Here is a 26,569-nt window from a genome sequence, read left to right as displayed (position 1 = left end):
TCGGTCAGCGCGGTCAGAGGCTGGCGGTGAGGAGACCGCACATGACCAGCGGAAGCACTGCGGACAGGGTGCCCACCAGGGCCGACGAGCGGATCCGGGTGCGGGACATGAGCACTGCGAGCGTCACCAGGCTGACCAGCAGCGCGAGAAACATCGCCGGCAGGGCTACGTAGAGCCCGAACATCAGCATGTCCGATCGTTCGGAGTCGCACACCTCGCCGCAGTCCGCCGGGACCGAGTCGGAGAGCGTGCCGAGGAACAGACCGAACGTCACGACGACTGCTCCGTACCAGCTGATCAGCACCAGGAACGAGGAGCGCGCGTCGGCCTTGTCGTTGGCGAGGTCGGTGCGTGGCGCCGACAGAGTCATCGCTGGAGTATCCGCTGTCGCAACAGCGACGTCAGCCCGCCAGAGCTTCCGGGCGAGAGCCGTGGCCGGCGGGGCGGCGGGACCAGCGCTGCGGGCGCTGCCGGATGGCCCAGCTCCATTGCGTGATGATCGGACTCGATCATTTCCCGGGCTGTTCGACGCGCCATTTCCAGTCCTGGCGATCGTGGCTGGGACGCCTGAGTGGCCGCGTCGGTCCTAGGATCGGGATGATGCAGGAGTCACCGCTGACGGTTCGGCCGGCGCGCTTGGCGGACGTTGCTTCGCTGGTGGAGTTGCGCCTGTCCAACGCTCAGGCGCACCTTGCTCTCGACGCCGCCATTTACCGCGTTCCGCAACGTGACGCCGTAGTGCGCCACTTCACCGCGATGCTGGCCGACGAGGCCGGACAAGATGGCGTCCTCGTTGCTGAGGCTCGTGACGGCCAGGTCGTCGGGATGGTCGAGGTGCTGCGGCATTCCGATCCGCCCGAGCATCAGATCCTGCGTCCCGAGCCGTCGGCCCAGGTGCACACGGTTGTGCTGCCCGATGCCAGAGGACTTGGCGTGGGATCAGCGTTGCTGACGGCGGCCGAGCGGTGGGCAAGCGGCCGGGGGATCACGTATTTGTCGGCCGGCATCCACCACCGCAACGTCGATGCCGTGCGCTTCTACAGCCGGCACGGCTACACCGCCGCCGGTCTTTCCCTCGGTAAGAGAGTGAGTTAGCGACTGCGGTCTCGGTCATCCGAGCGAGATGATGGCGGCGACGAGCAGTAACGAGGGCAGGGATCCGCGTGGCTACCAGGTTTCGGGGCACGTCAAGTGGACCGGCGCGTCGCCGCCCCGGATTTGGGTGGCTGGCCCGCAGGCTGCCGACCCGTGCGGTTGAGGCGGCGTCCCACCTCCAGGCGTTCGTGCTCTCCGGCGTGGTCACCGTGCTGGCCTTGCGGGCGTACCTGGAGGCCACCAACTATCCGCAGCTCGGCGGCGGTGGGCTGCACATCGCGCATGTGCTCTGGGGCGGCCTGCTGCTCGCGGTCGGCCTGGGGATCCCGCTGGTCTTCCTCGGCGAATGGCCGCGTACAGCCGGGGCGGTGGTCGGTGGCATCGGGTTCGGGCTGTTCATCGACGAGGTGGGCAAGTTCGTCACCACCGGCACCGACTACTTCTACGCCCCGGCCGCCGCCATCATCTACGTCGCGTTCGCCCTGCTCGTCCTGCTCACCCAGGCGGTACGCGGACGTACCGGCCGGTCCCGGCTGACCTCGGCCGAGCGCACCGCCAACGCGCTGGACATGGTGCTCAGCGGTCTGCCCGCCGGGCTGACCGACCGGCGCCGGGCGGACGTACGGCGTCTCGTGCGGGGTGCCGGGCCGGCCACCGAGGCGGCCATGGAGCAGTTGCTGGACACGGTGCCTCGGCGGGAACCGTCCCCGGTCCGGTTCTGGCAGCGCGCGGCGGACCGATTCCGGCATCTCGCCGTCTGGGCGACCAGGCAGCGCTGGCTGGTCTGGCTGGTGCTGGTCTACCTGGTGGTGGAGCCGGTGCTGATCATGGTGGCGGTGCTGCTGGACGGTGTGACCGGAGAGCTGGACCAGGAGCGCGAGTGGGGCGCGGTGGTGGGTGTCACCGCCACTGCTCTGGTCACGGCGGTGCTCAGCCTGCGGGCGGCGTGGCTGCTACGCCCGAACCGGCCCGAGGCGTTCCGGTTCTTCAAGCTCGCGCTGCTGGTCAACCTGCTGTTCGGGCAGGTTTTCAACTTCACTGTCAACCAGTTCGGTGCGGTTGCCGTGGTCGCGCTCGACCTGGCCCTGCTGGGGGTGGTGACCGCCGAACACCGCCGGCTGCGCCGCGCCGCCGACCGCGGTGACCATCCACCGCGCTGACGTGGGCGGATCCCGCCACTGTCGCAGAGGGCATCGGCGAAGGATGGCCGGCGAAGCTCCATAGGATGGCTCACCGACGACGGTCGTAGTGAAGGGCGTTTCCCATGGTGAACAGAAACGACGTCGAGGCGGCGGCCGCGCTGGTGCAGGGGCGGGTGCGGGAAACCCCGGTCATCACCGTCGACGGCGCCGACCTGGGTGTGTCCGGTCAGCTCAGCCTCAAGTTGGAGTTGCACCAGCACACCGGCTCGTTCAAGCCGCGCGGCGCGTTCAACCGGATGCTCCAGGGGCCGCTGCCGCTGACGGGGGTGATCGCCGCGTCCGGCGGAAACCATGGCCTCGCGGTTGCGTACGCGGCCCGGTCGCTGGGCGTGCCGGCGGAGGTGTTCGTGCCGGTGACCTCCTCGCCGGTGAAGGTGCAGCGGTTGGCCGGGCTGGGCGCCCAGGTGCGGCAGGTGGGCCAGCACTACGCCGAGGCGTTGGCCGCGAGCACCCAGCGGGCGGACGAGACCGGCGCATTGGTCGTGCACGCGTACGACCAGCCGGAGGTGGTGGCCGGTCAGGGCACCGTCGGCCGCGAGCTGGAACGGCAGGTGGACGGGATCGACACCGTGCTGGTGGCGGTCGGCGGCGGCGGGTTGGTGTCCGGCATCGCCAGTTGGTTCGACGGGGCGGTACGTGTCGTCGCGGTCGAGCCCGAGCAGATCCCCACCCTGCACTCCGCGCTGAAGGCGGGTGGACCGGTCGACATCGAGGTGGGCGGCATCGCCACGGACTCACTGGGTGCCCGGCGGATCGGCGACATCGCGTTCGACACCGCCAGCCGGACCGGCGTGGTGTCCGTGCTGGTCAGCGACGAGGATCTGGTGCGGGCGCGTCGGCTGCTCTGGTCGGAGCTGAGGGTCGCCGCCGAGTTCGGTGGCGCCACCGCGCTGGCCGCGCTGGTCGGCGGCGCGTACGTGCCGCAGGCGGGGGAGCGGGTGGCAGTGATCGTCTGCGGCGGCAACACCGACCCCAGCGACCTGGGCCCGGCCGCGCCGCACTGACGCCGAAGAGCGGCGGCCCGGCGGACGAGGAACTCCGCCGGGCCGCTTCGGGTCAGATCGGATAGGTGCGGGCGACCGCCAGCATCTCGGAGCTGTGCGACCCGACGACGCCGACGGCCGGCGGCCGGGCGCGGAAGCCGGGCAGCGCGTCCAACCCGTCACTGGCGTCCATGGCCCGCAACGCCACCTGCCCGGCGATGGGCCGCACTGTCAACGTGACCTCGATGCCCTCGGTGGGCGGGGCGTGGAACACCAGCCCGAAGCCCCACTTGCCCTCGCGGGGCTCCACCGGCACCGGTCGCCCGGCGACCTCGGCCCGCAGCACGGTGGCGGTCGACGTGTCGACGTGCAGGGTGGCGAGCCGGGCGGCCCGCTGCGGGGTGAGCCGCAGACGCAGCGTGCGTTCTCCACCAGCCGTGGCGTCGGCCACCACGTCCAGCTTCGGGGCCGGCAGGTTCGCCGGCTGCGCCGGCCCGGCCCGCAGCTCACCGTCGCCGAGCCCGGGGAAGTCGTCGCCGACGTCGGCCGTCCCGTCCACGTAGCCGTCCGTCCACGACTGCGGGTCACTCTCGTGGCTGAGCCAGCGGGCCTGGCCGGTGCCGGCGTCCATGGCGTACATCAGGTGGGTGGGCGCGGGATGGTCGGCGTCGAAGCGGTCGACGCCCAGCCCGACCCCGGCGAGCACCACCGCCGCTACGGCCGTAGCGGCGGCCGGGAGCACGCCGAGCCGTCGGGCCCGCAGTGCCAGCAGGCCGCGTTGGCCGCCGGCCTGCGGGTGCAGGAGGTCGACCACCGGCAGGGCGGTCAGGCCGAGCAGCACCGCGACCAGCGCGGCAACCCCGCCCATGCCCATCCCCAGCGCGGGGAAGAGCAGCACCACGGTGGGCAGCAGGATGACCACACCGACGGCCGCGGCGGCGGTCACGGCCACCACCGGCCACGGCCCGGTCTGCCGGGTACGCAGCGCGACCAGCCCACCGAGGGCGCCGGCCAGCGCCGGCACTGTGGTGAGGTACGCCCCGCCGGGCACCGCCACGGCGAGCAGCACTCCGAGCAGCGCCAGCCAGGCCAGCCCGCCGACCGCGAGTGCGGCCGGGCCGATCCGGCGGCGGGTCAGCGCGTACCAGGCGAACAGGATGGCGGCGGCGAGCGCCACGACGGCCAGGCGGTACCAGATCGGCCGGTACGGGTCGAGCAGCTCCGCGTACCCCGGTCGGATCGCGGTGATCGCCAGCCAGAGCAGTTGGGCGGCGATCGGCGCGACCACGATCGGCACCAGGGCCAGCCCGAAGCCGGCGGCGAGCCGGCCGACGCTGGCCCGGCCCTGCCGACGGGTCAGCCAGCCCAGCGCGGCGACCGCCGCCACCGCGAGCAGGGCCAGCGGCAGGGTGAGTGTGCCCGGGTAGCGGACGAGGCCGCCGGGGACCGGGAAGTAGGTCGCGTCGTGCCCGGAGCGCAGCTCGGTCAGGTCGGTCGCGCCGAACTCCCGGGCCAGGCCCAGCGCGTTGTCACCGTGCTGTTGGAGGCTGCCCCGGTCCATGGCCTCCGGCGTGTCCAACGGTGTGTGGTAGATCGCGCCACCGTCGATGTACGCCGAGTTGAGCCCGATGAACTTCTGGTCCAGGAAAGCGGTGAAGTCGGTGTCGTTGGGCAGCGCCCGGTAGATCTCCACCGCGAACGAGGTGCCGACCGGGTGCGGTGCGGCCCGGCCGAAGATGTCCACCAGTTTCGCGTTGTTCCGGGACGTCTCGAACATGATCACCGGCCCGGTGGAGCCCCGCGCCTCCAGGTTGAGCACGACCCCGCCGTCGGCGGCCAGCGGGTGACTGCTGGCGAACGCCGCAGCGCCGCACAGGCACGCCTCCTCGGCGTCGGTGAGCACGAAGACGATGTCGTTGCGTGGCCGGGGGCCGGTGGTCAGCGCGCGGGCCACCTCCAGGATGGCCGAGGTGCCGGCGGCGTCGTCGTTGCCACCCGGCCCGGTCTGCACCGAGTCGTAGTGGGCGGCCAGGAAGACCCGACCGGTCGAGTCGGTGCCGGGCAGCCGGGCCACCACGTTGCGTACGCGGGCCACTGTCGCCCCGCCCGCCGCCCCGCTGAGCTGGCCGGCCTCCGGTGCCACGGTGTCCTGCACCTCGGTTTCCAGGCCCAGGCCGCGCAACTGCTGCTCAAGGTGCGCGCGGACCTGGTCGTTGGCCGGGCTGCCGGCGACGTGCGTCCGGGCGGCGATCACCTGGACGTCCTCGTACGCCCGGCTGGCGCTGAACTCACCCGCCGGCGCATCCGCCAGCTTCGGCGCCGGGGTGCGCAGGTCGAGCAGGCTGCCGGCGCCGACGGCGGCCAGCGCGACCAGAGCCGCAGCGGCGGCCAGGAGCCGCCGGCGAGGTCGCGTCAGGGCCCGGTCGGCAGGGGGTACGCCTGGAGCCGGACGGGCCGGCGTGCCCGTCGTGGCCGGGGTGGTGGGTGCGCCCACGGGAACTCCTCGGGGGGTGGTGGGGCCTGGGGTGGCACCATCCTGCCCGTCAGCGGTCACCGATGGGACGGCCGGTAGGCCCCCCATCGACCGCCCGCCCGGTTTGTCATCCGACGGGCAGTGATGCGGACCGCCCCCGCCCCCGCCGGAGTCATCGTGTTGTGTGCGACCGTTGTCTAATACAGGATCAGCAGGGCACTCGGAAGGAGCCCGACATCACCAGCGAACTCCCGCGCCTCGCGGCGGTGACCCGGCCGACCCGGGGAGCCGGTCTGACCGGTTCCCCAGTAGTGCCGTACCCGCACGGCGGTCTGGCGCGGCACGCCAACCTGCCACCTGGCGAGCGGTTGCGGGTGCTGCTGGTGGAGGACGACGAGGGCGACGCCTTCCTGGTCGGCGAGCTGCTCGCCGAGACGAACTCGATGATCGACCTGATGGTCGCCACCAGCCTGCGGGAGGCGCGGCAGCGGATCGCCGACGTCGACTGCGTCCTGCTCGACCTGGGCCTGCCCGACGCGCAGGGGTTGGACGGGCTGCGCCAGGTGCTGGAGATGTCCAGCGGCGCCGCGGTCTGCGTGCTGACCGGCCGTTCGGACGAGCACCTGGGTGTCGTGGCGGTCGCCGAGGGCGCACAGGACTACCTGGTCAAGGGTCAGGTCGACGGGGTGCTGCTGACCCGGGCGCTGCGCTACGCCGTTGAGCGTAAGCGCGCCGACGAGAACGCCCGACGGCTGCGCGAGGTCGAGTTGCGTCAGGCCGAGTCGGCGCGACTCGAACGCGGCCTGCTGCCCCAGCCGCTCATGACGACCGACCAGGTGGCGGTGCACACCTTCTACCGCCCCGGCCGGCACGCCGCGTTGATCGGCGGGGACTTCTTCGACGTGGTGCAGACCCGCCCGGACCGCATCGACCTGATCGTCGGTGACGTCTGCGGGCACGGGGTGGACGAGGCCGCGCTCGGCGTGGAACTGCGGGTGGCCTGGCGGGCCCTGGTGCTCGCCGGAGTGCCGGACGACGAGGTGCTGCCCGCACTGGAGCAGGTCCTGATGAGTGAGCGCCGCCTCCAGGAGATCTTCGCGACGGTGGCCACCACCCGACTGGACCTGGACGCCAACCGGGCCACCGTCCGACTCGCCGGGCACCCGCCGCCGCTGCTGCTCTCCGGCGGCCGGGTCGCCCCGGTGCCCGCGCCCGGCGGCCGACTGCTGGGCGTACGACCCCGCCGGCCGATCGCCTACGACCTGGAGTTCGACACCGATGACTGGTCCCTGCTGATGTACACCGACGGCCTCATCGAGGGGCGGGTGGGAGCGGGCAACGAACGCCTCGACGTGCCGGGGCTGACCGGGCTGCTCGACGAGCCGGCCAACCGGTCGGTGTCGCTGCCCGAGCTGCCGGCCTGGCTGGTCGGCCGGGCCGAGCGGCTCAACGGTGGCGCGCTCGCCGACGACGTGGCCATGCTGCTGGTCAGCCGGGGTGGTGGCCGGTGAAGCCGGTGGTCGGCGGCTGGAGTCTGCGCCGCCGGGTCATCAGCCTGCTCACCGTCGTGGGCTTCCTGTTGATCGCCCTGGCCGGCGCGGAGGCGGCGATGGCCGCCCGCAACCGCACCCAGATCGACGCCGTCCTGAACGAGACCGGCCCGTTGCGGGTGCAGTCCCAGGAGCTGCTCAACGCGCTGCTCGACCAGGAGACGGCGATCCGCGGCTACGCGGTCAGCGGTGACCAGGACGACCTGATCCCCTATCGGGAGGGGCTCGACCAGGAGAAGAGCGTCACCGCCTCGATGCGAGGGCTGCTCGACAACTATCCGCAGATCAGCCAGGAGCTGCGGACCGTCGAGGACCGCATCGCGCAGTGGCGGCAGTCGGTCGCCGAGCCGGTGATCACCACCACCGAGCGCAGCGGCACCAGCGCGGGCCAGGCACTGGTCACCGAGCAGGCCCGGCAGCAGTTCGACGACGTGCGCACGGCGGTCAACGACCTCCAGGAGGAGGTCCTGGCCGCCCGGGAACAGACCGCCAGGAACGTACGCACCAGCAGCAACGTGCTGGTCGTCCTGCTGATCGTCGCCGCCCTGGTGGTGGTGGTGGCCGGTGCCGTCCTGCTGCTCTCGCTGGACCGGATGGTGGTCCGGCCACTGACCGCCCTGGCCATCCAGGTCCGCGAGGTCGCCGAGGGCGACTACCAGCACCGCATCGCCACCGTCGGCCCGCCGGAGTTCATCCGGCTCGGCGAGGACGTGGACGCGATGCGTCAGAAGATCGCCGCCGACCTTGCCGAGGTGCGGGCTGCCCGCGAGCGCATCGAGTGGGTCAACAGCCAGCTCCAGAAGCAGGCCGAGGAGCTGACCCGGTCCAACCGTGACCTGGAGCAGTTCGCGTACGTGGCCTCGCACGACCTCCAGGAGCCGCTGCGCAAGGTGGCCAGCTTCTGCCAGTTGCTCCAGCGCCGCTATGCCGGGCAGCTCGACGAACGGGCCGACCAGTACATCGCCTTCGCGGTGGACGGCGCGCAACGCATGCAGCGCCTGATCAACGACCTGCTCGCGTTCTCCCGGATCGGCCGGCTCACCACCGGTTTCGTCGAGGTCGACCTCAACAAGGTGATGGGCGACGTGGCCGGCCAGACCGAGGCCGCGCGTCAGTATGCCGACGCCGAGCTGACCTGGACGGACCTGCCGGTGATCTCGGGTGAGGAACCGCTGCTCACCAACCTGCTGGCCAACCTGGTCAGCAACTCGATCAAGTTCCGGCGCGCGGACGTCCCGCCCAAGGTGCACATCTCGGCCCGGTTGGTGGGCGCCGAGTGGGAGATCACCTGTCAGGACAACGGCATCGGGATCGAGCCGGAGTTCGCCGACAAGATCTTCGTGATCTTCCAGCGGCTGCACTCGAAGGACGCGTACCCGGGCACCGGGATCGGGCTGGCCATCGTCAAGAAGATCGTCGAATACCACGGTGGCCGGGTGTGGGTGGACACCGACGTACCGGAGGGCACCGCGATCCGCTTCACCCTGCCGGCGCTCCCGGCGGACGTGCAGGCGGCTGCCGCTGTCGACTCGGCCGAGGCGCCGCCGGCGGGCGACACGACGGCCTCGAACGAGGATCCGGCAGACTCGGCGGAGCAGTCCGGAGGGTCGGACCAGCCGGACCTGGCCGACGGGGCGCCGGAAAGCGGTAGAACGGGTGACATGAGGGAGACGGTGGGATGACCGCGCCGGCGGATGGCAAGAGCCCGATCGAGGTCCTGCTCGTGGAGGACGACCCGGGTGACGTGTTGATGACCCAGGAGGCGTTCGAGGAGCACAAGCTGCGTAACCGGCTGACCGTCGTCTCCGACGGTGCCGAGGCGCTCGCCTACCTGCGGCGGGAAGGCCAGTACGCCGACGCGGTGGCCCCCGACCTGATCCTGCTCGACCTCAACCTGCCCCGCCGCGACGGCCGGGAGGTGCTGGAAGAGATCAAGAAGGACGAGGAACTGCGCCGGATCCCGGTCGTGGTGCTCACCACCTCGCAAGCCGACGAGGACATCCTGCGCAGCTACCAGCTGCACGCCAACGCCTACGTGACCAAGCCGGTGGACTTCGAGCGCTTCATCTCGGTGGTCCGCCAGATCGACGAGTTCTTCGTCAGCGTGGTCAAGTTGCCGCCGCGTGGCTGACACCCTGCTCGACGACGTTGGCGACCTGCTCCGGGAGGCCGCCGACCAGGTCGTGCTGCCACTGTTCCGCAAGCTCGACGACGCGGACGTTTCGGAGAAGGCGCACGGTGAGGTGGTCACCGTCGCCGACCAGCGGGCCGAGGAGCTGCTGTCGGCGGGGTTGCGTCGACTGCGTCCGGGCTCGATGGTGGTCGGCGAGGAGGGCGTCGCCGACGACCCGGCGCTGCTGCGCCACCTGGGCGACGGCGGGGACGTCTGGTTGGTCGACCCGGTCGACGGCACCGCCAACTTCGCCGCGGGTCGCCGGCCGTTCGCCCTGATGGTGTCGCTGCTGACCGACGGCCGGCCGAACGCCGGCTGGATCCTCGACCCGCTCGCCGACACCCTCGCCGTGGGCTCGGCGGACGACGGCACCCTGCTCAACGGCCGACCGGTCGACACCACCGCCTCGCTGCCGCCGCTCGGCGAGCTGCGGGGCGCGGCGATGACAAAGTTCCTGCCCCCGGAGATCCGGGACCGGGTCCGCGCCGGCGGTCGACACCTCGGTGAGCTGTTGCCCGGCCAGCACTGCGCCGGCCGCGAATATCTGGACATCCTCACCGGTGAGCAGCAGTTCGTCCTCTTCTGGCGCACCCTGCCGTGGGACCACGCCCCGGGCACCCTGCTGGTCCGCGCGGCCGGTGGCGTCGCCCGCAGGTTCGACGGCGCCGACTACCACCCCTCCGACGACGGCCGCGGGCTGCTCGTCGCGGCCAACGAGCAGATCTGGAACGAGGTACGCGACGCCCTGCTCAGCCCCTGATCCGGGCGCTGCGCGGGCTCCTGGACGCTCTGCGCGAGGCTTCTGGACGCTCTGCGCGATGGCACTGGAACGCTCTGTCGACATCTGGGCGGCCCGGCGGTCAGGGGGATGGTCAGCAGCGCGCAGTCCGGTATCGTGACCGGCGGTCTCCGCCAGCAGGCCGCCGACCGGCGCCGGCGGGGACGCCGCCGCGCAGTGGTTCACCGGGGGCCGGCGGTCGACGGAAGGACGCTTTCGTGCCCAGGACCATGCTCCGCCCGCGGCTCGGTCGCCGCACTCTGTTCGCTCTGCTCGCCGCCGTCGCGCTCGTGCTCGGCGGTGCCGCCGTGCCCGCGTACGCGGAGCCCGGCGAGGGGGGCAGCAAGAAGCTGCAGGACGCGTTGGAGCTGACCGCCAAGGGGCACATTGAGGCGAAGGCCAAACTGGACAACTCCAAGCGTCGCCAGACGGCGTTGACCGGTGAGTTGGCGGCGGTCGAGGGTCGACTGGTCGGGCTGAGCGCCCAGGTCGGCGAGGTGGCCGCCCAGTCGTACCGGGTCGGCCGGCTCACCCCGGCGACCATGCTGCTCAACACCAGCACGCCGCAGGCGTTCCTGGAACGTGTCAGCGACCTCGACATGATGGCCCAGCGCGACAGCAAGCGGCTGCGTGACCTCGTCGAGACTCGGGAGCAGGCGCAGCAGGCCAAGATCGCCATCGACGCCGAGGTCCGTGAGCAGCAGAAGCAGCTCGCCGTGATGGCGAAGAAGAAGAAGGAGGCCGAGGCGGCGCTCGCCGAGGTCAGCTCGGGCAGCAGCAACGGGTTCAGCGGCGGCAGTTCCACCTCGGCGAAGCCGGCACCCCGCAACTCGGACGGGTCCTGGCCGTCGGAGTCGTGCTCGGTGAAGGACCCGACCACCTCCGGCTGCATCACCCCGCGCACCCTGAACGCGCTCAAGCAGACCCAGGCGGCCGGCTACAAGCGGCACGTCTCCTGTAAGCGTGAGGGCGGCGGCGGCGAGCACCCGAAGGGGCGTGCCTGCGACTTCGCGGCCGCCACGAACGGCTTCGAGGATCGCAACGCGACCGGCGGCGACAAGGCGTACGGCGACAGCCTCGCCGCCTGGCACGTGCGAAACGCCGACCGTCTCGGCGTGCTCTACGTGATCTGGTACAGGCAGATCTGGCACCCCGGCACGGGGTGGCGTTCGTACAGCGGCAGTGGCAGCCCCGCCGCATCCCACACGAACCATGTTCATCTCTCGATGTACTGACCCGGAGCACCAGCTTCGCTGCGTACCATCGCGACGATGAGCACCCCACCGTCCGACGTAGCGGCCCCGCAGGCGTCCTCGGCCCCGCCCGTTGCGGTCATCGGCCGGGCGCTGCCCAACGGCCTGGCCGCCTTCCTGGTCTTCTTCTCCAGCGGCGCCGTGCTGGTGCTGGAAACCGTCGCGTTGCGCCTGGTCGGCCCCTACGTCGGGGTGACCCTCCAGGTGACCAGCTCGGTGATCGGCATCGCGTTGGCCGCTATCGCGTACGGGGCCTGGTCCGGTGGTTGGCTGGCGGACCGGCGCAACCCGCGTGGCCTGCTGGCACCGGCGCTGGTGCTGGCCGGCATCGCCACCGCCATCACCCTGCCCGTCGTCCGGTACGCCGGTGAGGTGCTGCGGGGCGGCGCGGCCAGCGCGATCCTGCTGCTGGTGGCGCTGGCCGTGTTCGTGCCGGCCGCGTTGCTGGCGGCCGTCACCCCGCTGGTCGTGAAGCTCCAGCTCGCCGACCTGCGCCGCACCGGCCAGGTGGTCGGTCGACTCTCCGGGATCGGCACGCTGGGCGGCATCACCGCCACCCTGCTCACCGGCTTCGTGCTGGTCGCAGCGCTGCGCAGCACCGTCATCCTGCTGACCCTCGCGGTCGCGCTCGGGCTGGTCGGCCTCGGCCTCGGCTGGTACCTGCGCCGGCAGGAGCCCACCGAGCTGCCCGGTCCGGCCCGGACCCGGGCCGCGCTGGCCGTGCTCGGCCTGGTCGGGGCAGGGCTGACCACCGTGGCGCCGAACCCGTGCGACATCGAGACGGCCTACCACTGCGCCCGGGTCACCGCCGACCCGGACCGGCCCACCGGACGGACGCTGCTGCTCAACTCGGCCCACCACTCGTACGTGGACCTCGCCGACCCGAAGCACCTGGAGTACGCGTACACGAAGTGGATCGGCGCCGTCGCCGACGTCGCCGCGCCGGCCGGTCAGCGGCTGGACGCGCTGCACCTGGGCGGCGGCGGGTTCACCGTGCCGACCTACCTGACCGCGACCCGGCCGGGCACCGAGAACGTGGTGTTCGAGATCGACGGCGGGCTGGTCGAGCTGGGCGAGCGGGAGCTGGGCGTACGCCCGGGGCCGCAGCTGCGCACGGTGGTGGGCGACGCCCGCATGCTGGTCGTCGGCGAGCCGACGGACAGCCGCGACCTGGTGGTCGGTGACGCGTTCGGTCACCTGGTGGTGCCCTGGCACCTGGCCACCCGGGAGATGGCCGCCGAGGTCCGGCGGGTCACCCGCCCCGGCGGCGTGTACGTGCAGAACGTCATCGACTATCCACCGCTGCGGTTCATCCGCGCCGAGCTGGCCACCGTGGCGGCCGAGTTCCGGCACGTCGCGTTGATCGCGCCGCCGGAGGCGCTCGCCGAGGAGCAGGGTTCCAACTTCGTCATCGTCGGCTCCGACGCGCCGCTGCCGCTGGACGCCGTCCGCACCCGACTGAGCGAGGTGGACCCCAAGGTCAGCCTGCTGTCCGGCGCGGAGCTGACGGATTTCGTCGGTGGGGCGATGGTGTTGACCGACGATTTCGCCCCGGTGGACCAACTGCTGGCGACCGCCTGAACGAGTGACAATCCTGACCGATTCCGATCCTCCGGGTGTAGGTCGGTTGGTTGTGGGCAACAACGCACACCATGGGTGGTGGGGACCGGAACGGTGCGCAACTGCTCGATCAGCGATACCGGCTGATCGAGCAGCTTGGCGCGGGCGGCATGTCGGTGGTCTGGCGCGGGTACGACGAGGTGCTCGGCCGCCAGGTCGCGGTGAAGGTGCTGGCCTCCCGGTTGGCCAGCGACCGGGCCTTCCGCCACCGGATCCGGATCGAGGCGCAGGCCGCCGCGCGGCTCTGCCACCCCAACATCACCAATGTGTACGACTACGGCGAGTCCGAGCAGGTCGGGCTGACCGTGCCGTACGTGGTGATGGAACTGATCGACGGCACCTCCCTGGCCAGTCGGCTGGGCCGGGAGAGCCAGCTTCCCTGGCGGGAGGCCATGACCATCGGCGCGGAGGTCAGCTCGGCGCTGGCCACCGCGCACGCCCGCGGTGTGGTGCACCGTGACGTGACACCGGGCAACGTGATGCTCACGTCGACCGGGGTCAAGGTTGTCGACTTCGGCATCTCCGCGCTGGTGGGGGAGAGCGAGAAGGGGCCGGACGGCACACTGCTGGGCACCCCCGCGTACCTCGCCCCGGAACGGCTGGACAACGGTCAGGTCTCCCCGGCCACCGACGTGTACGCCGTAGGGCTGCTGCTCTACCGGATGCTCACCGGCCGGCTGCCGTGGCAGGCCAACACCACGACCCAGATGTTGCGGGCGCACATGTACACCGACCCGGATCCGATGCCGGAGGTGCCGGGGCTGCCCGACGAGGTGACCGACCTGGTGCGGCGCTGCCTTGCCAAGCAACCCGCGGACCGGCCGGCGACCGCCGAGGTGGCCAGGACCCTCGCCGACGCGGCCGGGATGCTGGCGGCGGTGCCGGTCTCCCCGGCCGGAGGGCCGCTGGACCCGGCCGCGCTCGCCAGCGCGGGCACCACGATCCTGCCCTGGTCGGCGGAGACCGACGCGTTGCCGATCTCCCGTACCCGCCAACGGGACCAGAGGGTCCGCCAGCGGGTGAGCCGTCGTCGGCGGGTGGAGGCCGGGGTGGCTGCCGTCGGGCTGATCGCGGTCACCGGCGTGATGTGGGGGTTCACCTCGCGTACCCCGGCCAGCGGCGAGGGCCGGCCGACCACCGAGGCCCGGATGGGCCTGCCGGAGAAGGTGCCGTGCGAGGTGGCGTACGCGCTGCGCACGGACTCCGGCACCGACTTCGCCGCCGAGCTGACGTTGACCAACACCGGTGAGAGTGAGCTGCGGGACTGGGCGATGAGTTTCACCTTCCCCGGTCAGCAGACCGTTACGAAGGCGGAGCCCGCGCCGGTGCAGCAGCAGGGGAACACGGTGCTGGTCCGGCCAGTGGCCGAGCGCACCACGCTGGCGCCCGGCGCGGCCGAGAAGCTCAACCTCACCGGCACGTACAGCGGGGCGAACCAGCTGCCGGTCGAGTTCCGGCTCGGCGACGTGGCCTGCGGCGTACGCGTCTCCGGGGTGGCCGGCAGCACGCCGTCCACCGCCCCGGCGCGCACAGCCGCCACCACGACGAAGACACCACCCAAGGCCCCGCCGAAGGCGGCGACAGCTGGCGGCGGCCCGGGTTCGGGTGGCCCCAAGGCCAAGCCTGAGAAGCCCGGCAAGGGCAAAGGGCCGGGTGGTGGCCCGGGAAAAGCGGGAAAGTGACAAAGGGCAAGGGGAAGGGGCCTGGCGGTAAGAAGTGACGGTCAGCGTCGCCCTGCGAACCGTTGCACCTGGTCGATCCCACCCTCCACGACCAGCAGCCCACCCTGCGCCAGCGCTGTGTCGTCCGAGGCGTACCGGAAACGCTCACCAGGTGCCTTCGCGCCGATCACCCGGACCCCGGAACGCTCCTCCGGGCGCAGGTCGAGCAGGGTGCGCCCGACGAGCGACTCCGGCACCCGGACGGTGGCGATGGCGAAGTCGTCGTCGAACTCGATGAAGTCGAGCAGCCGGCTGACGATCAGGTGCGCCACCCGCTCGCCGGTCTCCGCCTCCGGGAAGATCACGTGGTGCGCGCCGACCGACGACAGGATCTTGGCGTGTTTCTGCGAGGTGGCACGCGCCCAGATCTGCGGCACACCCAGCTCGACCAACGCCAGCACGGTGAGGACGCTCGCCTCCACCGACGCCCCGATGGCCACCACCGCCCGGCCGAAGCTGGTGACTCCGAGCTGCCGCAGCGCACCGTCCTCCGTCGCGTCGGCCTGGACCACCCGGTCGAGCTGCGCCGAGAAGCGCTGCACCTGATCCGGGTTGCGGTCGACGGCCAGCACCTCGCGGTCCATCCGGTTGAGCGACGCGGCCAGATGGCAGCCGAAGCGACCCAACCCGATCACCACGATGCCGCCGCCGCCGTCCGATCGTCTCGCCGACACCTCGACCCTCCTCGCTCCTAGCCGACAATGGGTTGTTCCTGGGGGTAGCGGTAGAGCCTGCGCCGGGTGTTCAGGGCGATCGCCGACCCGAGGGTGAGCGGCCCGACCCGGCCGATGAACATCAGCACGGTCAGCACCAGCTGGCCGCTGGCCGGCAGCTCGCTGGCCAGACCGACGGTGAGCCCGGTGGTGCTGAACGCGGAGGTGACCTCGAACAGGGCCGCGACGAACCGCACGCCCTCGGTGAGCAGCAGCAGGAGCATGGTCCCGGCCGTCACCAGCGCGACGCTGAGCAGGGCCACCGTCACGGCCTGCCGCTGACTTGCGGTGGCCACCCGGCGGTGCCCGACCGTCACGTCGGGCTCGCCGCGCAACTCGGCCCAGATGGTGAACGCGAGCAGGAAGAACGTGGACACCTTGATGCCGCCGGCCGTGCTGGCGCTGCCACCGCCGATGAACATCAGCACGATCAGCAGCGGGTAGCTCTCCTCCTGGAGGTCGGCGATGTTCAGCACGTTGAAGCCCCCAGTGCGGCTCAACGCGATCTGGGTGAACGACGCGAGCACCTTGCCCCCGACGTCGTACGAGCCGATGGTGCTGGCGTTGGTCCACTCGGCGGCGAGCAGGCCGACGAAGCCGAGCAGCAGCAGGACCACGCTGCCCCAGATGGTCAGCTTGGTGGCCACCGCCCAGCCAGCCGGCTTGCGCCATTCCCGGGCGGCCTCGAACAGGGCCGGAAAGCCCAGCCCGCCGACGATGGCCCCGAACGCCAGCGGCAGCGACACCCACGGATCACGGTCGAAGGCCAGCAGACCCTCGGTGTAGAGCGCGAAACCACCGTTGTTGAACGCCTGGACGGCGTGGAACACGCCCGACCACAGGGCCCGTCCGGGCGGATAGTCGTACGCCCACCAGAGGCGGCCGGCGACCACAGCCGTCATCACGGCCTCGCAGGCGAAGACGGTGATCGCGATCCGGCGCAGCAGCCGGCCCACGTCACCGATGCCGAACTCCGCCGTCTCGGCCTGCACCAGCAGCCGGTTACGCAGGCCGAGTTGGCGTGAGACCACCAGGATGACCAGCGCCGCCGCAGTGAGGATGCCGAGACCACCGAGCTGGGTGAGCACGGTGATCACCACAAGGCCGGCGCCGGACCAGTAGTTGGGGGTGTCGTTGATCGCCATCCCCGTCACCGACACCGCCGACGTGGCGGTGAACAACGCGGTGACCAGGGGCGGGCGCTGATGCTCGATGGTCGACCAGCGGGTCATCAGCAGGCCGGTGCCCAGCAGGATCGGCACCAGGAACCCCAGCGGCACCAGCCGCACGGGGTTGCGGAAAAACCGGCGCACCAGACAATCTTCCTTTCCCGCCCGTCGCCCGGAGCGGGAACGCTCATTCCGGAGATTCACCTCCCGGCCAACCCTCGACCAACTGCCGGCCAATCCGGGGCGGTCTGCTGAAGCGGCTCACCCCCACGACAGGAGACGGCGTTGCGACGTACCCTTTCGACCCTCGGCCTGGCCGGCGTGCTGCTCGCCGCCGCCGCCATGGCCGTGCCCACCATCGCCGCCGCCGAGCCCTTGACCGGCGCGGACCGCACCCGGGCGAACGACCGGCCGATCGTGATCGGTCACCGAGGTGCCAGCGGCTACCGGCCGGAGCACACCCGGAGGCGTACCGGCTGGCGATCCGGATGGGCGCCGACTACATCGAGCCCGACCTGGTGTCCACCTCCGACGGCGTCCTGGTCGCCCGGCACGAGAACGAGATCTCCGGCACCACCGACGTGTCGACGCACCCGGAGTTCGCGGCCCGCAAGGCGACCAAGACCATCGACGGTGTCGCCGTGACCGGCTGGTTCACCGAGGACTTCACACTGGCCGAGCTGAAGACGCTGCGGGCCAAGGAACGACTGCCGCAGGTCCGCGTGGCGAACACCGCGTTCGACGGCCGCTTCGAGGTGCCCACCCTCCACCAGGTCATCGACCTGGCCCGGACCGAAGGGCGGACACGGGGCCGCACCATCGGCATCTACCCGGAGACCAAGCACCCGACCTACTTCACGTCGATCGGCCTGCCGTTGGAGGAGCCGCTGCTGCGGGTGCTGCGGCAGAACAAGCTGGACCGCAGGAACTCGCCGGTCTTCATCCAGTCGTTCGAGACGGCCAACCTGCGCAAGCTGAGCCGGATCACCGACGTGAAGCTGGTCCAACTTCTCGACGCCGCCGGCCGCCCGTACGACTCCACCGTCGCCGGTGACACCCGCGGCTACCAGGACCTCGTCACGCCCGCTGGGCTGAAGTGGATCGCCGGGTACGCCGACGGCATCGGGGCGAACAAGAACCTGCTCGTGCCCCGGGACGCTGCCGGCGCCCTGCTCGCCCCCACCAACGTGGTGCGCGACGCGCACCGTGAGCGGCTGCTCGTGCACTCCTGGACGTTCCGCGCGGAGAACCAGTTCCTCCCGGTGGACTTCCGGATCGGCACCGACCCCAACGCGCGCGGCGACATCACCGCCGAGTACGAGCTCTTCCTCGGCCTGGGCCTGGACGGCGTCTTCAGCGACCACCCGGACACGGCCGTCGCCGCCCTAGCCGGCCTCGCCGGGAACTGACCCCCCGCCCGTCGGCCCACCCGCTGGCCCGCCGTCCGCCACCCGGACGGCGGGCCAGCGACACCTCCGGGGTCCGGACGAGGCAGCAACTTCACCGAAGTTGCTGCCCCGAGGCGGGTTGAGACAGCAACAACAGGGAAGTTGACGCGATCTTCGCCTGCTCGACGGTCGTTGGCGGTGTCCGCGCGCGACGACTCATGACGGTCCCTGTGGTTGACCGATCGGGGCAGATGGGGCGAGGCGACACAGACCTCGGGTGGTCCGTGGAGGTTCAGGCCACCGGGAGCGCCGGCTCTCTGGTGACCGTGCGGCCCGTTGTAACCCCCGGCCACCTCATTCCTGTTACTTGTGTGTTTCCGCCACATAGCTCGTGGGTGACGTCACTTCTAGCGTGAGCCGTCACGAAGAAGTTCTCTCCCTCCGAGTCCTCATGTGGAGTCGCAATGACGGTCCGGACGACGCGGCGGGTGTTCCTCTCCGCCGCCACGATGATGGCCGCGGCGCTGGCCGCCACGGCCTGTGGTAGCCCGCAGGACACCGCCACCGGCGGCGGCGACAACGCCGCGCCGGTCAAGGTCGGCCTGGTGTACTCCCAGTCGGGTGCCCTGGCCAGCTACGGAAAGCAGTACATCGAGGGTTTCAAGGCGGGGCTGGACTTCGCCACCAAGGGCACCGGCAAGGTCGGTGACCGGAAGATCGAGTTGACCGAGGTCGACGACGCGGGCGACCCGGCCAAGGCGGTCTCCGCGGCGAAGGACCTGATCGGCAAGGGCACGAAGATCATTGCCGGTTCCACCGCCTCGGGCGTGGCGCTCCAGGTCGCGCCGATCGCCGCGCAGAACAAGGTGCTGTTCATCTCCGGCCCGGCCGCCACCGACGCGGTGACCGGCGCGAACAAGTACACGTTCCGCTCCGGCCGGCAGTCCTACCAGGACGTGGTGACCGCCAAGTCGTTCATCGGCGACCCGGCCGGCAAGAAGGTCGTGGTCTTCGCCCAGGACGGCGCGTTCGGTGACGCCAACGAGGCAGCCGTGAAGGCCGTCATCGGCAGCGCGGGCGCCACCGTGAGCAGTGTCCGGGCGCCGGCCAGCGCCACCGAGTTCACCCCGTTCGCCAGCCAGATCAAGGCGGCGAAGCCGGACCTGCTGTTCGTGGCCTGGGCGGGCACCACCGCCCCGGCGATGTGGCAGACCCTCGACCAGCAGGGCGTGCTCTCGTCCACCACTGTCGTCACGGGCCTGGACATCCGCGCCTCGTGGCAGACCTTCGGCACCGCCGGCGCCAAGATCTCCTTCCTGTCGCACTACTTCGACGGTGCGAGCGACACCGAGGCCAGCAAGGCCCTGAAGGCGAAGGTCACCACCATCGACCTGTTCCACCCGGACGGCTTCGCCGCCGCCCAGATGGTGGTCCGCGCGGCGCAGGAGGGCGGGGACGACGTCGACAAGATGGTCACCGCCCTGGAGGGCTGGAGCTTCGACGGGGTCAAGGGCAAGATGACCATCCGGGCCGCCGACCACGCGCTGCTCCAGCCGATGTTCCAGGCCAAGCTGACCGGCAGCGGCACCGAGTTCACGGCCACCGCGCAGAAGAGCCTCACCGGTGACGAGTCCGCGCCACCGGCCGTGGCGATGAAGGGCTGACCCATGCTCGCCACCCGCGGTCTGACCTGGCGGATCGGTGAGGTCGCCATCGTCGACAGCGTCTACCTCGACCTCGCGCCCGGGGAGTTCCTGGGCGTGATCGGGCCGAACGGCGCCGGCAAGACCTCACTGTTCAACCTGATCACTGGCCTGCGCCGGGCCACGGAGGGCCGGATAGTTCTGGACGGTCAGGACATCGGGGCGCTCCCGCCGCACCGGCGGGCCCGCCTCGGACTGGGCCGTACCTTCCAGGCGTCCTCGGTCTTCGGCTCGCTCAGTGTGCGGGAGAACGTCCGGCTCGCCGTGCAGGCGCACCGCGGGGGCTCGATGGCACTGTGGCGGCGGGCGGCGGCCGACCGGGAGGTCGCCGCCGCCGCCGACGCGGCGCTCGACCGGGTCGGCCTCGCCCACCGGGGTACGGCACTCGCCGGCACCCTGGCCCACGGCGAGAAGCGCAAGTTGGAGATCGCCCTGCTGCTCGCCGGTGAACCGCGGGTGATGCTGCTGGACGAACCGATGGCCGGCGTCAGCGCCGAGGACATCCCCGAACTGGTGGCCGTCATCAAGTCGCTGACCGGCGACAGCGGCCGGGCGGTGCTGATGGTCGAGCACCACATGGACGTCATCCTGGAGCTGGCCGACCGGATCGCCGTCATGCACCACGGCGCGCTGCTGGCCTGCGACACGCCGGAGACGGTGATGGCGAACCCCACGGTGCAAGAGGCCTACCTGGGGGAGTCGCTCTAATGGAACCAGTTCTCACTGTGGAGGACCTGTCGGTCCGGATCTCCGGGCTGCACATCCTCCAGGGGGTGTCCTTCGCGGTCGCCCCGACCGGCGTGACCGTCCTGCTCGGTCGCAACGGCGTCGGCAAGACCACCACGTTGCGCGCGATCGTCGGCCTCACCCCGCCCGCCGGGGAGGTCCGCGGCACGATCCGGATGGGTGCGCAGAACCTGCTGGCCCAGCGCACGCACCGGCTGGTCCGCGGTGGGCTCGGCTACGTGCCCGAGGACCGCTGCGTGTTCGCCGGCCTCACCGTCGCCGAGAACCTGCGGCTCGCCGAGCGACGCGGCACCAGCCCGGCGTACGACAAGGTTTTCGCGCTCTTCCCGGAGCTGGACCGGCGCGGACGGCAACGGGCGGGTTCGCTGTCCGGTGGGCAGCAGCAGATGCTCGCGATCGGGCGGGTGCTGCTCAACGACAACCGGCTGCTGCTGGTCGACGAGCCGACCAAGGGGTTGGCGCCGAAGGTGGTAACCGAGGTGGCCGAGGTGTTGGAACGGGTCGCGGAGTCGGTGCCGGTGCTGCTCGTCGAGCAGAACCTGGCCGTCGTACGCCGACTGGCCCGCGACGCGGTGGTGCTGGCCGCCGGCAAGGTGGCCTGGACCGGCGACGCGCGTGAGCTGTTGTTGGAGACGGCGCTGACGAAGTCGTTGCTGGGTGTCGGCTCGGCGGAGGTGTCCCACTGATGGGGACCGTGATTCTGTTGGCGTTGACCGGGCTGGGCCTGGCGGCGCTGTACTTCCTGGTCGCGTCGGGCCTGTCCCTGGTCTTCGGTCTGGCCGACGTGCTCAACTTCGCCCACGGGCTGTTCCTCGGCGTGGGCGCGTACGGCACCTGGTGGGCGGCGGGCAACCTGCCGGGCGCGGGCTCCGACGGGTTCGGCTTCGTGCTCGCTGTCGCCTTCGGGGTGGCCGCCGGCACGCTGGTCGCGATCCTGGTCGAGCTGGTGCTGATCCGCCCGCTCTACTCCCGCACCATCGAGCAGGTGCTGGTGACCGTCGGCCTGTCCCTGGCCGGGGTGGCGTTGTTGCAGGCCACCTGGGGTGCGGACGCACGCCCGTTCCCGCGTCCCGACTGGACTCGGCAGGTGACCGGGATCCTCGGCGCGCAGGTGCCCAACGGCGGCCTGCTGCTGATCATCGCGGCGGTGCTGGTGCTCGGCGCGATCCTGGCGTTCCTGCGCTGGACAAGGTACGGCCTGGTGATCCGGGCCGGGGTGGAGAACCGGGAGATGGTGACCGCCCTCGGCATCGACGTACGCAAGGCGTTCACGCTGGTCTTCGCGATCGGTGGGGCGGCCGCCGCGCTCGCCGGTGCGCTCGGCGGGGTCTACTTCGGCACCGTCTCGCCCGGTCAGGGCAGCTCGCTGCTGATCTTCGCGTTCATCGTGGTGGTGATCGGCGGGATGGGCTCGGTGGTCGGCTCCGCGTACGCGGCGGTCGTGGTCGGTCTGGTGCAGCAGTTCGTCAACTACTACGGCACGTCCGGGCTGGGCGACATCTGCGTGGTCGGGCTGCTGGCCGTGGTGCTGCTGCTGCGCCCGCAGGGCATCGCCGGAAAGGTGGCAACGGCATGACGGTGATCGACGCGCCTCCCGCGCAGGTGCCCGACGAGTTGACCCCGCAGCGGGGGCGGTGGCACCGGGTCCGCCCGTTCCTGCCGCTGGTCGCGCTGGTCGTGCTGGCGATCCTGCCGTACTCGACGATCTCCCTGCCGGGGATCTTCGAGGGGCCGGTCAACTCGCCCGGCACCCTGCAACTGCTCGCCATCTGCCTGATCTTCGGCGGTCTGGCGGCCGGGTACGACCTGCTCTTCGGCCGGACCGGCATGCTCTCCTTCGGGCACGCGCTGTACTTCGCGGCCGGTGTGTACGGCACCGACATCCTCGTCACCCGGGCTGGTCTGCCGCTGTGGCAGGCGGCGTTGCTGACCATCACTGGCGGGACGATCCTCGCCGCGCTGCTCGGCGCGGTGGCGCTGCGCACCGTGGGCATCGCGTTCGCCATGGTCACGTTGGCCTTCGCCCAGGTCGGCGCGATCCTGGTGGCCCGGGACTTCGGTGGGCTCACCGGTGGCGAGGAGGGTCTGCCGCTGGACGTGTCGGGGCTGCCCGCCGGGCTGGTGGGGGTGACGAACACTGTCAACCTGTACTGGCTGGCGCTCGCGTACCTGACGCTGGTGGTCTTCGTGGTGCACCGGGTGAGCGGTTCCCCGACCGGTCGGGTGCTCGCCGGGCTGAGTGACGACGAGCGGCGGATCGGTGTGCTCGGGCTGGACCCGTACCGCTACAAGCTGGTGGCGTTCACTCTCGCCGGCGGGCTGGCGTCGGCGGGCGGGGTGGTCTACGTCCTCATCGTCGGCGGCGCGTCGCCGCACATCACGTCCTCCGAGCTGACCCTGTCGCTGCTGGTCATGGTGGTGCTCGGCGGGCCGGGCACCCGGTGGGGGCCGGTGCTCGGCGGCGTCCTCTACATGTACCTGGACCACCGGCTCACCGCGTTCGGCACGAGCGACGCGGTGGACAACCTCCCGGCCGTCCTCAGCCACCCGCTGAGCCAGCCGCTGTTCGTCCTGGGCACGGTCTTCATCCTGGCCGTCTACTTCTTCCCAGGAGGCCTGACGAGCCTGGCCCCCCGCCTGTCCCACCTAACCCGCACCCTCCGCCCCCCACGCTGACCCCAACCCCCCACCCCCCACCCCGTTTCTGCCCCCGTCGATCATGAAGTTATAGCCACGACACGCCGTGGCGGATGGCGATAACTTCATGATCGACGGGGTGTTGTCGCGGAGGGGGAGGCGGGGGAGATGGACTCTCGGGTTGCTGTTGTCAGTGGGGGTGGGACCGGGATCGGGGCCGCCGTTGCGGAGGCGCTCGTTCGGGACGGGTACGACGTTCTGATCGTCGGGCGGCGGTCGGACGTGCTGTCGGCCGCCGCCGAGCGGATCTCCGCCGAGTGTGGTCGGGCCGACGCCGTCAACGCGGTCACCGCCGACCTGACCGACCCGGAGCAGCTCGACCGGGTGCTCGCGGCGGTCGACGGTCGGCCGGTCGACGTGGTGGTCAACAACGCAGGCGGCTACCTGGGCGGGGACACCGGCACCCTGGCCGGGACCGCCGCACACTGGCGGGCCAACCTGGAGGCCAACGTGCTCACCGCCGTACTGCTGACCGAGGCGTTGCGGCCGGCACTGCGTCGCCCCGACGGGCGGGTGATCCTGGTCAGCTCGATCGCCGCCCAGCGCGGCGGCGGCGGGGCGTACTCGGCGGCGAAGGCGGCCCTGCACGGCTGGGCGTACGACCTGGCGGCTCAGCTCGGCCCGGACCAGATCACGGTCAACGTGGTGAGCCCCGGTTATGTCGCCGAGACCGAGTTCTTCGGCGAGCGGATGACCGCCGAGGGGCACGCGAAGCGGGTCGCGGCGACCCTGGTCGGGCGGGCCGGCCTGCCGGACGACATCGCCGAGGCCGTCCGCTATCTCGCCAGCCCGGCCGCCGGTTACGTCACCGGTCAGGTCCTCGGCGTCAACGGGGGCTCGGTCCTCGGCCGCTGATGCACGCGCGCGCCCATGAACGACTGAAGGGCGGCGGCCCCCCGTGTGGCCGCCGCCCGTCCTGCCGACGGACACGCCGGCGGCAGTGGAGGCGGGGCCCACTGTGCCCCGCTGATCGTGGGGGTTATCCGACTTGGGCTGGTAGAAATGCCGGGTGGAGACAGCAGAGCGGGCGGCAATCCGGGAGCGGGCCGAGGCGGTGCTGCGCCGGCTGGCCGGTGACCACGCCCGTCTGCGTGAGGACCAGTGGCGGGCCATCGAGGCGCTGGTCGTCGACCGGCGACGGGTGCTTTGTGTGCAGCGGACCGGTTGGGGCAAGTCGGCGGTCTACTTCGTGGCCACCGCCCTGCTGCGCGAGCGCGGGGAGCACGGCCCGACCGTCATCGTCTCGCCGCTGCTGGCGCTGATGCGTAACCAGGTCGAGGCGGCGGCCCGGGCGGGCATCAAGGCCCGCACGATCAACTCGGCGAACCTCGACGAGTGGGACGAGATCACCGCGGAGATCCAGACCGGTGCCGTGGACGTGCTGCTGATCAGCCCGGAACGGCTAAACAACCCGGACTTCCGCGACGGGGTGCTGCCGAAGCTGGCCGCCACCACCGGGCTGCTGGTGGTCGACGAGGCACACTGCGTTTCCGACTGGGGGCACGACTTCCGGCCGGACTACCGGCGGCTGCGCACCTTCCTCGCCGAGCTGCCCGAGCGCACCCCTGTGCTGGCGACCACCGCCACCGCCAACTCCCGGGTCACCCAGGACGTGGCGGAGCAGTTGGGCGACGCCCTCATCCTGCGCGGCACCCTGGACCGCGAGTCGCTGCGCCTCGGGGTCCTCGACCTGCCCAGCCCGGCACACCGGCTGGCCTGGCTCGCCGACCACCTCGATCAGCTCCCCGGCTCGGGCATCGTCTACACGCTGACCGTCGCGGCAGCGGGGGAGACGGCCGAGTTCCTGCGGTCCCGGGGTTACCCGGTGGCGTCGTACACCGGGCAGGCCGACGACGCCGACCGGCGGGCCGCCGAGCAGGACCTGCTCGACAACAAGATCAAGGCGTTGGTCGCGACGAGCGCTCTCGGCATGGGCTTCGACAAGCCTGACCTGGGCTTCGTCGTCCACCTCGGCGCGCCGCCCTCGCCGATCGCGTACTACCAGCAGGTCGGCCGCGCCGGCCGCGCCGTCGAGCACGCCGAGGTGCTGCTGCTGCCCGGCGTCGAGGACGCAGCCATCTGGCGATACTTCGCCTCGCTGGCGTTCCCACCCGAGCAGCAGGTGCGCGCCGTGCTGGCCGCCCTGCACCCCGACCGCCCGCTCTCCACCCAGGCCCTCGAACCGCTCGTCGACCTGCGCCGTACCCGCCTGGAGCTGATGCTCAAGGTGCTCGACGTGGACGGCGCGGTCCGCCGGGTGCGCGGTGGATGGCTCGCCACCGGCGAGCCCTGGGTCTACGACGAGGCCCGGTTGCGCCGCGTCGCCGAGGCGCGCACCGTCGAGCAGCAGGCCATGCGGGAGTACGCGACCACGTCCGACTGCCGGATGCGGTATCTACGGGAACGCCTGGACGACACCGGGGCGACCGACTGCGGCCGGTGCGACAGGTGCGCCGACCCGCTCTTCTCCGCCGACGTGTCGACAGCCGCGCTCTCCGCCGCGCAGACCTTCCTCGGCCGCCCCGGCGTGGAGATCGCCCCGAAGAAGCTCTGGCCGACCGGGTTGGACGCGGTGGGCGTACCCCTCAAGGGCCGGATCGCCCCCGCGGAGCAGGCGTTGCCGGGCCGTGCCGTCGGGCGCCTCTCGGACCTCGGTTGGGGTGGCCGGTTGCGTGATCTCGTCGGCCCGGAGGCACCGGACGCGCCGGTGCCCGACGACGTCGTCGGCGCGGTGGTGGAGGTGTTGAAGGCGTGGGCGCACGGCGACGACCCGTGGCCCCGCCGGCCGGTGGGGGTGGTCGCGGTCGGTTCGCGGCGACGGCCCCGACTGGTCGGGTCGCTCGCCGAGCGGATCGCCGCCGTGGGCCGGCTGCCGCTGCTCGGCGAGGTCATCCCGGCCGGTCCGGGCGGTCCGGCCGGGCCACGAGGCAACAGCGCCCAACGGGTACGCGCGCTGCACGACACCTTCACCGTGCCGACCGACCTGGCGGACACCCTGACGGGCCTGGACGGCCCGGTGCTGCTCGTCGACGACCTGATCGACTCGGGTTGGACGATGACGCTGGTCGCTCGGGCCCTGCGCCGGGCCGGCGCGCCTGACGTGCTCCCGCTCGCCCTCGCCGTCGCCAGTTGACCCGCCGGGCGCGGGGCGGGTGGGAAAGTTCCCGGAGGGCGTCGAATGCGACCGTCGCCACGCCGTCCGGGCGTCGGCCTGGGCCGCCCCGACGCGGCGGTACCGTGGGCGGTATGACCGACCAGCAGCCCGTCACCCGCGCGCACGACGTCACGGGTAGGACCGCCGTCG

The 26,569-nt window shown here is 71.7% G+C and carries 21 protein-coding genes and 1 pseudogene; 18 read left to right on the top strand and 4 right to left on the bottom strand.

Annotation, left to right across the window (positions count from 1 at the left end):
• Nucleotides 1–13: 13 nt before the first annotated feature.
• A complete protein-coding gene (locus AC3CF1_RS16285; RefSeq protein WP_488450760.1) occupies nt 14–370 on the bottom strand; it encodes a hypothetical protein in 357 nt (118 codons plus the stop codon).
• Between the two features lie 104 nt (nt 371–474).
• Here AC3CF1_RS16285 and AC3CF1_RS16280 point away from each other — a divergent pair, with 104 nt between their 5' ends.
• The 3 genes from AC3CF1_RS16280 to AC3CF1_RS16270 all read left to right on the top strand — a co-directional run bounded on the left by AC3CF1_RS16280 (nt 475) and on the right by AC3CF1_RS16270 (nt 3,301).
• Nucleotides 475–1,095: a GNAT family N-acetyltransferase gene (locus AC3CF1_RS16280; protein ID WP_488450759.1), complete on the top strand. Its 621-nt coding sequence runs from the start codon at nt 475–477 to the stop codon at nt 1,093–1,095.
• A gap of 143 nt (nt 1,096–1,238) precedes the next feature.
• Entirely contained in the window at nt 1,239–2,255 is a 1,017-nt protein-coding gene (locus AC3CF1_RS16275) for a hypothetical protein (RefSeq protein ID WP_488452089.1), read from the top strand.
• A 104-nt stretch (nt 2,256–2,359) separates the two neighbouring features.
• Nucleotides 2,360–3,301, top strand: a complete 942-nt coding sequence (locus tag AC3CF1_RS16270; RefSeq protein ID WP_488450758.1) for a threonine/serine dehydratase — start codon at nt 2,360–2,362, stop codon at nt 3,299–3,301.
• A 52-nt stretch (nt 3,302–3,353) separates the two neighbouring features.
• On the opposite strand, the gene AC3CF1_RS16265 is transcribed toward AC3CF1_RS16270, so the two are convergent.
• Nucleotides 3,354–5,774 carry a M28 family peptidase gene (locus AC3CF1_RS16265; RefSeq protein WP_488450757.1) on the bottom strand — a complete coding sequence of 807 codons (2,421 nt, stop codon included), beginning with the start codon at nt 5,772–5,774 and terminating at the stop codon, nt 3,354–3,356.
• A 245-nt stretch (nt 5,775–6,019) separates the two neighbouring features.
• Here AC3CF1_RS16265 and AC3CF1_RS16260 point away from each other — a divergent pair, with 245 nt between their 5' ends.
• The 7 genes from AC3CF1_RS16260 (at nt 6,020) to AC3CF1_RS16230 (ending at nt 14,809) form a co-directional block, all read left to right on the top strand.
• A complete protein-coding gene (locus AC3CF1_RS16260) occupies nt 6,020–7,264 on the top strand; it encodes a PP2C family protein-serine/threonine phosphatase (protein ID WP_488450756.1) in 1,245 nt (414 codons plus the stop codon).
• Entirely contained in the window at nt 7,261–8,985 is a 1,725-nt protein-coding gene (locus tag AC3CF1_RS16255; RefSeq protein ID WP_354982807.1) for a sensor histidine kinase, read from the top strand. Before AC3CF1_RS16260 ends, AC3CF1_RS16255 begins: the two co-directional genes overlap by 4 nt.
• The gene (locus AC3CF1_RS16250; protein WP_088950306.1) at nt 8,982–9,434 is read left to right on the top strand and encodes a response regulator; all 453 of its coding nucleotides are present in this window, start codon (nt 8,982–8,984) and stop codon (nt 9,432–9,434) included. Before AC3CF1_RS16255 ends, AC3CF1_RS16250 begins: the two co-directional genes overlap by 4 nt.
• Complete coding sequence (locus AC3CF1_RS16245; RefSeq protein ID WP_327646841.1) at nt 9,427–10,236, top strand: inositol monophosphatase family protein; 810 nt, start codon at nt 9,427–9,429, stop codon at nt 10,234–10,236. The genes AC3CF1_RS16250 and AC3CF1_RS16245 overlap by 8 nt, the downstream gene beginning before the upstream one ends.
• Before the next feature lie 248 nt (nt 10,237–10,484).
• A complete protein-coding gene (locus AC3CF1_RS16240; RefSeq protein WP_088950304.1) occupies nt 10,485–11,489 on the top strand; it encodes a coiled-coil domain-containing protein in 1,005 nt (334 codons plus the stop codon).
• A 36-nt stretch (nt 11,490–11,525) separates the two neighbouring features.
• Nucleotides 11,526–13,088: a fused MFS/spermidine synthase gene (locus tag AC3CF1_RS16235; protein WP_488450755.1), complete on the top strand. Its 1,563-nt coding sequence runs from the start codon at nt 11,526–11,528 to the stop codon at nt 13,086–13,088.
• A 71-nt stretch (nt 13,089–13,159) separates the two neighbouring features.
• Entirely contained in the window at nt 13,160–14,809 is a 1,650-nt protein-coding gene (locus tag AC3CF1_RS16230; RefSeq protein ID WP_488450754.1) for a protein kinase domain-containing protein, read from the top strand.
• A 41-nt stretch (nt 14,810–14,850) separates the two neighbouring features.
• Here the strand turns inward: AC3CF1_RS16230 and AC3CF1_RS16225 are convergent, their stop codons facing one another.
• Both AC3CF1_RS16225 and AC3CF1_RS16220 read right to left on the bottom strand, forming a co-directional pair.
• Nucleotides 14,851–15,522 carry a potassium channel family protein gene (locus AC3CF1_RS16225; RefSeq protein ID WP_308159361.1) on the bottom strand — a complete coding sequence of 224 codons (672 nt, stop codon included), beginning with the start codon at nt 15,520–15,522 and terminating at the stop codon, nt 14,851–14,853.
• Between the two features lie 17 nt (nt 15,523–15,539).
• Nucleotides 15,540–16,874, bottom strand: coding sequence for a TrkH family potassium uptake protein (locus AC3CF1_RS16220; protein ID WP_088950301.1), 1,335 nt, complete (start codon nt 16,872–16,874; stop codon nt 15,540–15,542).
• Nucleotides 16,875–17,015: 141 nt separating this feature from the next.
• On the opposite strand from AC3CF1_RS16220, the pseudogene AC3CF1_RS16215 reads away from it, so the two are divergent.
• The 8 genes and pseudogenes from AC3CF1_RS16215 (at nt 17,016) to AC3CF1_RS16180 (ending at nt 26,398) form a co-directional block, all read left to right on the top strand.
• Nucleotides 17,016–18,139: pseudogene (locus AC3CF1_RS16215) on the top strand (glycerophosphodiester phosphodiesterase).
• A gap of 443 nt (nt 18,140–18,582) precedes the next feature.
• Nucleotides 18,583–19,782, top strand: coding sequence for a substrate-binding domain-containing protein (locus AC3CF1_RS16210; RefSeq protein ID WP_355161597.1), 1,200 nt, complete (start codon nt 18,583–18,585; stop codon nt 19,780–19,782).
• 3 nt (nt 19,783–19,785) lie between these two features.
• Nucleotides 19,786–20,529, top strand: a complete 744-nt coding sequence (locus AC3CF1_RS16205) for an ABC transporter ATP-binding protein (protein ID WP_088950298.1) — start codon at nt 19,786–19,788, stop codon at nt 20,527–20,529.
• Complete coding sequence (locus AC3CF1_RS16200) at nt 20,529–21,254, top strand: ABC transporter ATP-binding protein (protein ID WP_172862113.1); 726 nt, start codon at nt 20,529–20,531, stop codon at nt 21,252–21,254. Before AC3CF1_RS16205 ends, AC3CF1_RS16200 begins: the two co-directional genes overlap by 1 nt.
• Nucleotides 21,254–22,144 (top strand): branched-chain amino acid ABC transporter permease, encoded by an 891-nt coding sequence (locus tag AC3CF1_RS16195; protein ID WP_088950297.1) that lies wholly within the window; start codon nt 21,254–21,256, stop codon nt 22,142–22,144. The genes AC3CF1_RS16200 and AC3CF1_RS16195 overlap by 1 nt, the downstream gene beginning before the upstream one ends.
• Nucleotides 22,141–23,244 carry a branched-chain amino acid ABC transporter permease gene (locus AC3CF1_RS16190; protein WP_488450753.1) on the top strand — a complete coding sequence of 368 codons (1,104 nt, stop codon included), beginning with the start codon at nt 22,141–22,143 and terminating at the stop codon, nt 23,242–23,244. Before AC3CF1_RS16195 ends, AC3CF1_RS16190 begins: the two co-directional genes overlap by 4 nt.
• Nucleotides 23,245–23,373: 129 nt before the next feature.
• Nucleotides 23,374–24,120: an SDR family NAD(P)-dependent oxidoreductase gene (locus AC3CF1_RS16185; protein WP_488450752.1), complete on the top strand. Its 747-nt coding sequence runs from the start codon at nt 23,374–23,376 to the stop codon at nt 24,118–24,120.
• Nucleotides 24,121–24,274: 154 nt separating this feature from the next.
• Nucleotides 24,275–26,398, top strand: coding sequence for a DEAD/DEAH box helicase (locus tag AC3CF1_RS16180; RefSeq protein WP_488450751.1), 2,124 nt, complete (start codon nt 24,275–24,277; stop codon nt 26,396–26,398).
• Nucleotides 26,399–26,569 lie beyond the last annotated feature (171 nt).

The sequence above is a fragment of the Micromonospora sp. MGP-C2 genome (genome assembly GCF_057766525.1).
Note: the sequence above shows the minus strand (reverse complement) of the source record. Positions and strands in the feature narration are given on the sequence as shown.